General features: G+C 62.1%; 7 protein-coding genes. 2 read left to right on the plus strand and 5 right to left on the minus strand.

Going from position 1 to position 12,599, the window contains the following annotated elements; translation table 11 throughout:
- Positions 1-2 precede the first annotated feature (2 nt).
- Both JVX91_RS24145 and JVX91_RS24150 read right to left on the minus strand, forming a co-directional pair.
- Entirely contained in the window at positions 3-3,617 is a 3,615-nt protein-coding gene (locus JVX91_RS24145) for a transporter substrate-binding domain-containing protein (RefSeq protein ID WP_240201658.1), read from the minus strand.
- 47 nt (positions 3,618-3,664) lie between these two features.
- On the minus strand, positions 3,665-4,291 hold the full coding sequence (locus tag JVX91_RS24150; RefSeq protein ID WP_205336612.1) for a response regulator transcription factor: 627 nt from the start codon (positions 4,289-4,291) through the stop codon (positions 3,665-3,667).
- 870 nt (positions 4,292-5,161) lie between these two features.
- On the opposite strand from JVX91_RS24150, the gene JVX91_RS24155 reads away from it, so the two are divergent.
- Positions 5,162-5,554 carry a response regulator gene (locus JVX91_RS24155; protein WP_205336613.1) on the plus strand — a complete coding sequence of 131 codons (393 nt, stop codon included), beginning with the start codon at positions 5,162-5,164 and terminating at the stop codon, positions 5,552-5,554.
- Between the two features lie 18 nt (positions 5,555-5,572).
- Here the strand turns inward: JVX91_RS24155 and JVX91_RS24160 are convergent, their stop codons facing one another.
- Positions 5,573-5,920 (minus strand): 50S ribosome-binding protein YggL, encoded by a 348-nt coding sequence (locus JVX91_RS24160; RefSeq protein WP_205336614.1) that lies wholly within the window; start codon positions 5,918-5,920, stop codon positions 5,573-5,575.
- A gap of 264 nt (positions 5,921-6,184) precedes the next feature.
- Here JVX91_RS24160 and dacB point away from each other — a divergent pair, with 264 nt between their 5' ends.
- Positions 6,185-7,621, plus strand: coding sequence for a D-alanyl-D-alanine carboxypeptidase/D-alanyl-D-alanine-endopeptidase (dacB, locus tag JVX91_RS24165; protein WP_205336615.1), 1,437 nt, complete (start codon positions 6,185-6,187; stop codon positions 7,619-7,621).
- 38 nt (positions 7,622-7,659) lie between these two features.
- Here the strand turns inward: dacB and JVX91_RS24170 are convergent, their stop codons facing one another.
- The gene (locus tag JVX91_RS24170; protein ID WP_205336616.1) at positions 7,660-10,071 is read right to left on the minus strand and encodes a diguanylate cyclase; all 2,412 of its coding nucleotides are present in this window, start codon (positions 10,069-10,071) and stop codon (positions 7,660-7,662) included.
- 100 nt (positions 10,072-10,171) lie between these two features.
- Complete coding sequence (gene rlmKL, locus JVX91_RS24175; RefSeq protein WP_205336617.1) at positions 10,172-12,355, minus strand: bifunctional 23S rRNA (guanine(2069)-N(7))-methyltransferase RlmK/23S rRNA (guanine(2445)-N(2))-methyltransferase RlmL; 2,184 nt, start codon at positions 12,353-12,355, stop codon at positions 10,172-10,174.
- Between the last annotated feature and the right edge of the window lie 244 nt (positions 12,356-12,599).

Consider the following 12,599-nt stretch of genomic DNA (forward strand, 5'->3'; position numbering starts at 1 on the left):
CGTCAGGCAGCGACCTTGAGGTAGGCGAGCAGGCTTCTCTGCAGGGTATCGATAGCGAGCTCGACCGCCTTCGCCCGCTGCCGAATCTCCTGCTCCTCCAGGCCGTCCATGCTGGCGCACTCCAGCGCCCCGCACAGGTCACGAAGCTCGCTGGCGTTGACCAGGCGAGCAGCGCCCTTCAGTCGGTGAGCCAGTTCGCCCAACTGTGGCCAATCCTTCGCACTCACCAGTCGCGAGAGATGCCCGGCATCGACCGCGTTGCTGCTGTGCAACTCCTCGATCAGGCGGCGGATCAATCCCGGATTTCCTCCGGTCATTTCCTGCAATGCCTGGAGATCGAAACCACTGGCTTTCTCTGACTCTTTCACCGCCGGGTGATTGATCACCGCGATACTCGGTATCAGTCCGAGCCGGATGCGCAGATTCTCCAGGCCGATAGGCTTGAATAGGCAATCATTCATACCCGACCGCCGACAGCGCTCCACTTCATCGGGCTGGGCGTTGGCGGTGAAGCCGAAGATCACGCACGGAGTCGCCTCCATCTCGGCCTCGAGCTCGCGAATTCTCTCGGCGAGGGCGTAGCCGTTGAGTACAGGCATGTTGCAATCGGTGATGACCAGATCGAAATCCTCCGGATGCCAGATCTGCAAGGCCTCCGCACCATCGCGTGCGACCTCCACCTGGTGACCGAGGTGCTCCAGCTGCTGCGTCAGCAGCAGACGATTCGCAGCGTGGTCATCCACCACGAGCACCGTCAGGACACGGTCAGGCAACGCCGTTTGGCCAATCAGGCAGACCTTCTGCTCGGGTAACGCTTCGAGAATCTGCACCAGTAGACGCACCGTTACCTGCGTGCCCTCGCCCGGGCGACTCTCCAGGGTGACGGTCCCGCCCATCATTTCCGCGAGCTTGCGGCAGATCGTCAGCCCCAGCCCCGTCCCGCCGCGGGTGTTATGGCTGTCGCAGGCGACCTGGCTGAAAGGCTCGAACAGCTGCTTTTGCGCCTCCGCCGAAATGCCTATCCCGCTGTCCTCCACGCTCACTGCCAGCGAGAGGCGCTCTCCCGGAACGCGCTCGCCGGATACCTGTATCTTCACGCGTCCCCGATCAGTGAACTTGATGGCATTGCTGACCAGGTTGGAAAGAATCTGCTTGAACCGAAGCGGGTCGATAAGAACTTCGCAGGCCGCATCCGCCTCGATCTCAAGTTTCAAGTCCAGGCCTTTCTGCCGCGCCAGGCCGTCGAACACGCGCGCCACCGACTCCACCAGCTCGCGAAGGCGAGCCCGCTCCGGCATGAGCGTGAGGCGCCCGGACTCGATCTTGGCCACGTCGAGGATGTCGCCGATCAGCGTCAATAGCGAGCGTGCGGAGTCATAGGCGACTTCCACCGGCTCTCGGTCCCAATGCCCCTCCCCTGCTCGGGTCAAAGCCAACTCCAGCATGCCGATCACGGCATTCATGGGGGTTCGGATTTCATGACTCATGGTGGCGAGGAAGGTGCTCTTGGCACGATTCGCTTCCTCGGCCTGTTCCTTTGCCGCCTCAAGCTGGTGACGCATCCGCTCGCGCTCGGTGATATCGATCCAGCCCGTCACCAACCCGACCAGCGTTCCCCTGGGGTCGCGATAAGGCGTGGCCCAATGGTAGATCTCCATCACCTGACCGTTCATCTGCATCACCAGGTCAGCCGCCTGGGCAGCGCCTTCGGCCATGACCTGCTGATAGACCTGATGCAGGGCCTGGGCGTCCATCTTCAGAATCGATGTGCAGTCCACGATGCGTGAACCCGGGGCCGTCTCGCGAGTCAGGCCCGTGGCCTCGAGGAAACTGCGATTGCAGGTGAGCAACGTGCCCTGGCTGTCCCGCACGGCGACGGGGTGCGGTATGCCGTCGATCACCGCGCGCTTGAACTCCAGCCGGTAGTTCAGCTCGCGCTCCGACACCTGACGCCGATGCACTTTCACCTGCAGGCGCCAGTTCCAGACCAGGACCAGCAGCAGGAGTGCAATGCCGCCCCAGGTCAGTTGCAGGATCATTATCCGATAGCCATTCCAGACACTGTCGGGCCTCTCCACGCTGGCGGTCCAGCGGCTAGTGATGCTGGCCATGTCCTCCGGGGAGATCGCCAGGATGGCCTTGTTGAGAATGCTCAGAAGCTCGGGGTCTGTCTGCGAAACGGCAATGGAGAACTGCCCAGGCTCACGGTCGAGCGCAGCACCGATTCGAAGGTCCGGGTAGTAGCGGGAGATCAGGTAATTGGCCGAGGAAAGCAAGTGGATGGCGCCGTCCACCTTACCCTCGCTGATCATGGGCAGATCGTCGGCGTTGTTCTCGATTTCGACGAGTTCGACCTCCGGGTGCTGCTGGCGCATGAACGCGGCGATCACCGAGCCTCTGGGAACGGCAATCCGCTTGCCCTTGATGTCGTCGAGCGTGTGCAGCCAGTTCGATTGCTTGGCAACGACCACCACGAATGAAGCGGTCATATAGGGGCGACTGAAATTCAGCCATTCTTCGCGCTGCGGCGAAGACGTCAGCGCACCGATGGCCTTCGCCTGATTGTTGACCATGCTATCCAGCATCGCCGGAATGCTGGGCTCCGGACGAACCTCGAAACTGAGGCCGGTACGTGCATGGATCAGCTCCAGCAGGTCAGCCGTGATGCCGCGGAAGTTCCCCTGGGAATCGAAGAAGGAAATCGGCGCCAGCGCCTGGTCCACCACCAGCACCGGGCGAGGATTGCGCTCGAGCCAGCGGCGCTCCTGGGGCGTGAGAATCAGGCGCTGGTTGGCAATGGAGAAGGCCCCTGTGGAGCTCCAGCGACGTTGAACCGCGTTTTCTACCGGCACCGGTATGGCATCCAGCGCCTTGTCGATTATCCCCAACAGTGGCTGGGCATCCGCGCGCACGGCGAAACCGAAGCCATCGCCATTGAAGCTGGCGAAATTGAGTAGTTTCAGGTTGGGAAGATAGCCTTGGCTGATCAGATACTGGGCGCTGAACGCATCGCCCACGAAGAGATCGGCCTGGCCGAACGCGACGGATTCGAGAGCCCGCCGAACTGACTGGTAGGGCTGGATCTGTGCGTCTGGAAGATACCGGCCGAGTTCCAGGCTGGAGAAGTAATCGCTGACCACAGCGATGCGCCTGCCGGCCAGATGATCGGCACTGGAGAGCTGAATACCCTCAGGGCCTATCACCACTGGCTGGTTGACGAAATAGGGGTGTGTCAGGGTGATGCCGGGAGCCAGGCCCTCGAAGCGGGTGGCTCGGCTCAGAAGGTCGATCTCGCCGTGGGTCAGCGCCTCCAGGGCAGTGGTCCTGTCGGCATAGAGGCGAACCTCGACACGCACGTTCAGACTGCTGGAAAGAATACCGGCGTAATCCGCCGTTACTCCCTCCAGATCAGTACCGCTTGAAGTAATGTCGAAGGGCGCGTAGTCCGGCGCGGTCACCCCCAGAACCAGGGTGCGCTTGTCACGCAACCAATGCCACTCGGAGTCATCGAGCCGAACCTTAATTGGCTCATCCGCGGATCTAGCCAGAAGCCCCAGCGGGGCCCAAGGCATGGGATCGGCTCCGGCGAAGCCAGTCCAGACCAGCAGCAGAAGCACGCCGATGGTTGGGCGGAGTCGTGCGCACCACTTCAACATCACTCACCTCAGACCAGTGCGTTCCGCTTGGCGAACTCGATCAGATCGACCAGCGAATGAGCATTGAGCTTCAACAACAGTCGCGTCTTGTAGGTACTGACGGTCTTGTTGCTGATGAACATCTGCTCGGAGATTTCCTTGTTCGAATAGCCGTTGGCGAGGTACTGCAACACCGCCATTTCCCGATCGGAAAGACGTTGAATGAGCTCCTGGTCGTCGACCTGGCCGCCGTTGCGCCGGCTTTGTCGGATTGCGGTGCTGGGGAAGTAGTTGTACCCGGCGACCACCGCATTCACGGCACTGATCAGTTCCGCGAGGCCGCCCTGCTTGCAGACGAAACCCGAGGCGCCGGCCTGCATGCAGCGCATGGCGAAAAGCGAGGCGCTCTGCCCGGTCAGCACCAGCACCTTGAGTGGAAGTTCGAAAGCGGAGATTCGGCTGATGACCTCCAGCCCATCGAGTCGAGGAATGCCGATATCCAGCACCACCAGATCCGGCACCAGATCCTTGACGAGCGAAAGTGCGTCTACTCCATTGTCGGTCTCTCCAACGATCACGTGACCTTCCTTCTCCAGCAGCACTCGCATAGCCATGCGAATGACCGGGTGATCATCAACAATAAGAACCTTGCTCATCCATCGTCCTCCGACAGTTCCATCAAAATGAAATATCCGTCGGTAAGATATATGCCACGCCTATTCTGTCGAGGTTGGCCACCCTCGTTATTTGTCGTTAGAGGCTTTTCCTACAGCATATATATATATTTCCTACAACCAATCTCAATTAACGCCAGAATATCTCCATTGAAAGACAAACCGTATAACTCATAGGAATATCTCGAGAGACCATTCCGACATGAAACACGAGATTTTCCGACTTCGGTTCATAGAGAACTCCGGCACCATCCATTCATGTACCTTTCGGATTGCCGGATGACATACATTCATTCCCTCACACGAAATCCAAACCGAGCGTCGAGCATGATGCCTACGCCAGACCGGCCAAGACAGATGACGTATTGGCCGCTACTTCCAGGCGCTGAATCACCCGTGGATCGTGGGCTGGGAAAGCAATCTCAACCTGCCATCAGACGCCGGACATCGCATTACAGAATTTCAGCAGAGGGGTTTCGACCAAGTCGACATCCATAGTTTAAATAAATCCCACCCCTCAATATCGGAACATTTTTCCAAATCAAAAACATACGCGACAAACAGCATCACCGAATCCACACTGCGCATTAGAGGGGCGTTACTCACAAGAGAATTACAATCAACCACTAAAGAAACACCAAGAGACATACAACAGAGGATCAGGACCTCCGAAAAATGCTTTTCGTTTTAAACGTCGAATATCGTCAGCGTAACCACGCAAGAATATGGCAGCTCCCACTCTAACAACATTGCCGCTGCGCCCAGCCACTTCGTCAAAGCACGCCGGGCATATCCACCCTAAATATCGGAAGCAGCCGAGGCACCAATCCCCCCCTACACGGAGCCACATTCGTGCTAGCTACAAAACTCAGCATCCTTGTCGTCGAGGACCACCCCTTTCAACTCATCGCCGTGCAGATGCATCTGAACCGAATGGGATTCTTCCATCTGACACCGGCGCTGGATGCCGACGAGGCTCGACGGCAGTGCGCACGCCGCAGCACTCCCTTCGATCTGCTGATATGTGACATCAACCTGCCCGACGGCGACGGTGTCGAACTGGTCGGCGAATTGGTGCTTGCGGGTCAGATACGGCAGGCAGTGCTGCTGAGTTGCCAGAGTGAGGATGACCTGTCCGCACTGCACGAGTCATTCAAGGGGCGAGGCCTGCCCGTCCTCGCCTGTCTCTCGAAGCCCCTGGATCAGAACGCGCTGCTGCAGGCTCTCGGAATAGAGCTGACCTGAGGCTCTCCCCCCATTGCATCAATGCGGGCGCGGCTCGACCGGCTGATCCGGATACCACGCATCGATCAGCGGGCCGATGGTGAAATCACTCAACTCGGGCTGCTGCTTCAACCACTGTTCGATCAGCCCGCGCTGTTCGGCACTCACGGATCCCCGCCGTGCAAGGCAGATCAAGCCATATTCATCGCAACCGCTATAGACCATCTCATTCGGCTCCACCGCGCTGGTGGCAAAGCGCTGCATGAAGGCCCCGATCCCCTCCTCGCCTTGCCCTTCCTTGTATCGAAAGCTCAACTCGAATCCGAGCTCCTGGAATTCGTCGACACACAACTTCTTGCGTAAACGGCGGGAGCGATGGGTGGCCATATGGGTTTCTCCTGTGACGGACATTCACGCGCCGGCAAAGACTGCCGCGCTGAGCATTAACAGTAACTAGCCCACGGCAAAGCGTTGCGCTACACAAGACTGGCGTGATGACGACTGGCACGCGATGTCCAGCGCATCCCACCGCAGCTTGCGGCATAATGTGTCGAACTCCCGATACAACAGGGAGTATTTCATCTGTAGTGTTGCGCTTCATCTTTTCATTTTTTCAAGTCAATGCCCGACCACTGGGATGTCACCTTTTCTATGTTCAAATCACTGCGTGTCCTCGCTCTCGCTACATTGCTGCCTTTCGCCCTGCCGGCCGTCGCCCAGATCAATACCACCCTTCCCGAACGCGTACAGAAAGCGCTGAAGGCCAGCAAACTGACCAACGACGCCCTGTCGCTGGTAATGATTCCCCTCGATGGACCTGGCAACGCCACCTATTTCAATGCCGACGTCTCGGTGAACCCGGCGTCGACCATGAAGCTGTTCACCACTTACGCCGCCCTGGAAATGCTCGGCCCGACCTACCAGTGGCAGACCGAGTTCTATACCGACGGCCAGCTCAAGGACGGAACGCTCAACGGCAACCTCTACCTCAAAGGCGGTGGCGACCCGAAGCTGAACCTGGAAAAGCTCTGGCTGCTGATGCGCGACCTTCGTGCCAACGGCGTCCGCACCATCACCGGCGATCTCGTCCTGGATCGCAGTTACTTCAATATCCCGCAGTTGCCGGTGTTCAACGATGACGGCGGCGATGACAACAAACCGTTCCTGGTCGGCCCCGACTCGCTGATGGTCAACCTCAAGAGCGTGCGCCTGGTGATCCGCACCGAAGGCAGCAAGGCCACCGTGCTGATGGACCCACCGCTGGCGAACGTGCGCATCGACAACCAGATCCAGGTCAGCAAGGCCGCCCCCTGCCCGGCCTGGCCGAAGCTGCGCTTCAGTCCGGTCACCCAGTTCGATGGCACCTCGCTGGTCGCCACCGGGCAGATTCCCCAGGGCTGCAGCGCCCAGACCTACATGTCGCTGCTCGAGCACCCGGCCTACACCGCCGGCGCCGTACGCGGTATCTGGCAGGAACTGGGTGGCAGCATCCTGGGCAAGGATCGCGAAGGGGCCGTACCGAAGAGCGCCACGTTGGTGGCCCGTGCGATGTCGCCGGATGTCGTGGAAATCATCCGCGACATCAACAAGTTCAGTAACAACACCATGGCCCGTCAGCTGTTCCTCTCCGTCGGCCGTCAGTACCGCAACGGCGCCGACGCCGACGATGCCCAGGCCGCCCAGCGGGTGATCCGCCAATGGCTGGCACGCAAGGGCATCACCGCGACGCACCTGGTGATGGAGAACGGTTCCGGGCTGTCGCGCGACGAGCGCGTCAGCGCCCGCGAGATGGCGGCCATGCTGCAGGCGGCCTGGCACAGCCCATATGCGGCCGAGTACATCTCTTCGCTGCCGATCGTGGCGAAGGACGGCACCATGCGTAAGCGCCTGCGCGGCACGCCGATGGCCGGCGAAGCCCACGTCAAGACCGGCACCCTGAACACCGTACGCGCCCTCGCCGGCTTCAGCCGCGATGCCAACGGGCGCAACTGGGTGGTGGTGGCGATCCTCAACAGCAACCGCCCCTGGGGCGCCTCGTCGATTCTCGATCAGGTATTGCTGGACCTCTACAGCAGCACCAAGGGCTGATCCCCTCGGAACCCCGGCCAACGGCCGGGGTTCGCGCATCAGGCTTCCACGCGCTCCAGGCGATCTCGGCCCAGGCGCTTGGCGCGGTAGACGGCGCGATCCACCTTGCGCATCAGGTCATCCGCGCTTTCGCCGGGGCACCAGGACGCCACGCCGAAACTCGCCGTGACCACCCCGACGCCGTCCATCGGTTGGCCGCGCAACGCCTGCCAGAGCGCCTCCGCCAGTTGCCAGGCCTGCTCTACCGTACTCCCCGGACAGAGCACCACCAGTTCCTCGCCACCCAGGCGGCAGAACACATCCACCTTGCGCAGGCGCTGAGCGATACGCTGACAGAGCGTCACCAGCACGGTATCGCCCGCCTCGTGCCCGTAGCGGTCGTTGATGTCCTTGAAGTGGTCGATATCGAACATCACCAGCGACAGCGGCTCGCCACTGCGCGCGCAGCGGGCCATGGCCTGGTCCAGTTGTTCCTTGAAGTAGCGGCGATTGTGGATACCTGTGAGCGCATCGGTGACTGACAGCCGGCGCAGCTCCAGCTCAGCCTCCTTGCGCCGGGTGATGTCGGTGGCGACTCCCAGGTAACCGGTGGTGTTGCCGGTCGAGTCGCGCACGCCGGTGATGATCAGGTTGATCTTCAGTTGCCGCCCATCTCGACGCACACAAGTCCACTCGTGCTCCTCATGGCCTTCCCCGACCAGCGCACCGACCACTTCGAATCCACGGATATCACGCCCAAGCACGCTGGACAGATCATGGGCGCGACGACGGATCTCGTCCTTGACGAAGACGTTCTCCGGCACCGGGCGGCCGATGACCTCCTGGGCGCTGTAGCCGAACATGCGCTCGGCGCCCACATTGAAACTACGGACGAATCCGCGCAGGTCCGTGGACACGATGGCCACCTGCGTCGCGGCATCGAGCAAGCCGTGCAGCCGGCTGTTCACCTCGCCCAACTCCAACTCGGCCGCCTTGCGTGAGCTGATGTCCGTCTGCGTGCCGATCATCCGCCGCGCCGAGCCATCATGATCGCGCTCCACGACCTGGCCCCGGTCCAGTACCCATAGCCAGCGTCCACTCTTGCAACGCAGGCGGTGCTCGCTCTGGTACAGGGTCGACTCCCCGCGCAGGTGTCGACGCATCGCCTCGCAGCGTGCTGCCTGGTCGTCCGGGTGGACGCGGCTGGTGCTTTCCTCGGTGGTCGCGCCGACTTCGCTGTCACGGTAGCCGAGCATGGCCTTCCAGGCGTGGGAGTAGAAGACGTTTCCGGTATCCAGGCTCCAGTCCCAGACACCGTGGCCGGCGCTGTCCATGGCGAAGTGCAGGCGTGCCTGGTTCTCCTGCAGCTCCAACTGGTTGGCGCGCAGTTCGGCGGTCCGCTCGGCCACCAGTTGCAGGGCCCGCTGGCGTTGCCCCAGCAGCGTCAGGACGTAGCCGGCCAGCAGGACGGAAGTCAGCCCACCCGCGAAGATCATCCAGAGCTGCGGGTGCCCCTGGTTGCGACGCAGGAAGTCGCTCGATGGCTCGACACGCACCAGATAGTCACGCCCGGCGAAACTCAGGTGGCGCTCGGAAACCAGTTCCGCCGTGGCATCCGGCGTCACCGGGCTGCGATACAGCGGCACGTCCGGACGCGGATCGTTGGCGTCGCGCATGGTCAGCGCCAACTGCTCGGTATGGCCATCGGCCCCTTGCTCGATCAACAGGCGGTAGCTGATCGCGGCCAGCAGAATGCCCTGCACGCCCACACGGGTTTCCGCGGTAGGACTGACCGTAGCGCTGGTGCGATAGAGCGGCGCCGCCAGCAGCACGCCGGTGGAGTCCGCTGGCGGTGCGCCGGGCAGGATCACCGGCATCGAGGCTTCGACCGTGCGCCCCCTCACCACACGCTGCGCCAGGTCGCGCCCCGGCAGCGTGGAATTGAGGTCCATGCCCAGCGGCATTTCCTCCAGGTACTCGGACGCGCCATAGAGGATGGGGAAATACTGCTCGCGCTGCTGCGCGGGAATCGGCTGCCCCTGCAAGGTCAACTCGAAGATCATGAAGTCGAGCATACCGGCCGCATGGGCACCGGCCTCGAAGGCGGCACGATTGCGCTGCTCCACGCGCGGCAACCAGGCATAGCCCAGCGTATCGCCCAGCAGCGGGCTGACGAAGTGCTCGAACTCCTCGCGGGAGACCTGTTCGGAGTTTTCGAAGAAGCGCTGGATCGACTCCAGTTCGCTCTGCTGCATCGATAGCCGCTCGCGAACCCGGTCGATCCGCTCGTTGGCGGCCAGCGCGAACTGCTGCTCCAGGGCGGTTCGGGCATTGCGCCAGACATTCCAGCTCAGCAGCGCCGTCAACAAAAGGCCAGCCACCAGCACCAGCCCGGCGGCCTGCAACGCCTTCTTCTGGCTTGCGACTCCCTGAGCGACGGGCAACTGCTCGTAGGCCGGCAACTGAGTCATGTGAGTTCGCGTTCCCAGGGTCACTCAGTTTTTATAGCAGCCGATGGCCATTTGCCCAGCGCCGACACGACGCACGGCCCTCGCCGCGCGCCGCCTGCACTCAGCGTACGGTGATGCGCCAGGCACGGTGGATTTTCGCGTTGCGCGCGAAGTCCTGGTCCAGCGTCTGGGCGCTGATTTCCTCGACCTGGTAACGCGCCGCCAGCCCCTCGTCCAACTCGAACTTGCGGAAGTTGTTGGAGAAGTACAGCACCCCACCCTTGGCCAGTCTTGCCATGGCCAGGTCGACCAGTTCGACATGGTCGCGCTGCACGTCGAACACGCCTTCCATGCGCTTGGAGTTGGAGAAGGTCGGCGGGTCGATGAACACCAGGTCGTACTCGCCGCGATCCTCGCGCAGCCACTCCATCACGTCGCTCTGCACCAGGCGTTGCTTGTCGGAGAAACCGTTGAGCGACAGGTTGCGCCGTGCCCAGTCCAGATAGGTCTTCGACAGGTCGACGCTGGTGGTGCTGCGCGCATCGCCCTTGGCCGCGTGCACGGTGGCCGTGGCGGTGTAGCAGAACAGGTTGAGGAAGCGTTTGCCGGCAGCCTCGCGCTGGATGCGCATGCGCATCGGACGGTGGTCGAGGAACAGGCCGGTATCGAGGTAATCGGTCAGGTTGACCAGCAGTTTGACCCCGCCCTCTTCCACTTCCATGAAGCGGCCTTCGGCGTTCTGCCGCTCGTATTGCTTCTTGCCGGCCTGGCGCTCGCGACGCTTGATCACGATGCGCTCGGTGGGAATACCCAGCGCCTGCGGCAGCGCGGCCAGGGCATCGAGCAAACGGATCTGGGCCTTCTCCGGGTCGATGGACTTGGGCGCGGCGTACTCCTGCACGTGTGCCCAGTCGCGGTAGAGGTCCACGGCCAGGGCGTATTCGGGCATATCGGCGTCATACACGCGATAGCACTCGATCTTTTCCTTGCGCGCCCACTTGCCCAGTGTCTTGAGGTTCTTCTGCAGGCGGTTGGCGAACATCTGCCCGCCTTCGCTCAAACGCGCCTGCTCAATCACCGCAGCGCCCTGCGTCGGCGCCGATTCGCTGCGCTCGCCGCGATCACCGGTGACGAACTGACGCGGCTCCACGTCGAGCATGATCAGCTTGCAGGGCAGCGCGCCGTTGAAGAAGGCATATTGCTTGTGGCTGCGGATACCCATGCGCTTGCCCAGTTCCGGCGCACCGGTGAACACGCCGGCGCTCCAACCCAGGCAGCTTTGGCGCAGGCGCTCGCCCAGGTGCTGGTAGAGATACAGCAGGCTGGCTTCGTCACCCAGACGCTCGCCGTAGGGCGGGTTGCAGATGATCAGACCCTTCTGGCCCTTGTCCGGGCGCGGCTCGAAGGTGGCCAGTTCACCCTGGTAGATCTTCACCCATTCGGCGAGACCTGCGCGCTCGATGTTGTTGCGGCCCGGCTGGATCAGACGCGGGTCCGCCTCGTAGCCGCGAATCCACAGCGGGGTCTTCGACAGGCCAACCTCGGCGCGTTGCTGCGCCTCCTCGATCAGCTTCTTCCAGATCGCCGGGACGTGGCCCAGCCAGTTGGTGAAGCCCCAGCGCTCGCGCTTGAGGTTCGGTGCGACGTCGGCGGCAATCAGGCCGGCCTCGATGAGGAAGGTGCCGACACCGCACATGGGGTCGGACAGCGCGCCGCCTTCCGCGGCGATCTTCGGCCAGCCGGCGCGGATCAGCACGGCGGCGGCGAGGTTTTCCTTCAGCGGCGCGGCGCCTTGCTGCAGACGGTAGCCGCGCTGGTGCAGGCTGTGGCCGGAAAGGTCCAGCGACAGCACGGCCTGGCCGCGATCCAGGTGCAGGTGCACGCGGATGTCCGGATTGACCTTATCCACCGTCGGACGCTTGCCGAACTCGGCACGCAGGTTGTCGACGATGGCGTCCTTCACCTTCAGCGCGCCGAAGTGGGTGTTGTCGATGCCCGAACCCTTGCCGCTGAACTCCACGGCCAGGCTGCCGCCGGCGTCGAGGTGGTCGCTCCACTGGACGGCGTTGACGCCCAGGTAGAGTTCCTCGGCGTTGTTCACCGGGAAGCGCGAGAGCACCAGCAGCACTCGGTTCGCCAGGCGCGACCAGAGGCACAGGCGGTAGGCCGTCTCCAGGTCGCCCTTGCCACGAATGGCCGAAACCTGGGCCCGCGCCTCGGTCAGCCCGAGCGCCTGGGCTTCCTCCAGCAAGAGGCCATCGAGCCCTTTCGGGCAGGTGAGGAAGAGATCGTGCAAATCCGCCATCGCAAATAATTCCCGGGCCAGAGCCCTTTCAGCAAAGCCGCTTACGGCCTTGTCGGCCACCTTTTGTTCGTCCGCGCGAAGCAAAGGCGACCCCTGTATTCATTTTCAGGGATGGACCGGCGATCCGGTCTGCGACCTCGAGTCGCAGAAGTCATCCCACTCGTCGGAACGAGAGAAAGTCGCATTTAGACACACTTTCCCCTTGATCCCTGGCAACCTCCCGCCCCTGGCGGGTTATGCCGTA

Source organism: Pseudomonas sp. PDNC002, assembly GCF_016919445.1.
In the GTDB taxonomy this organism is placed as follows: Bacteria; Pseudomonadota; Gammaproteobacteria; order Pseudomonadales; family Pseudomonadaceae; genus Pseudomonas.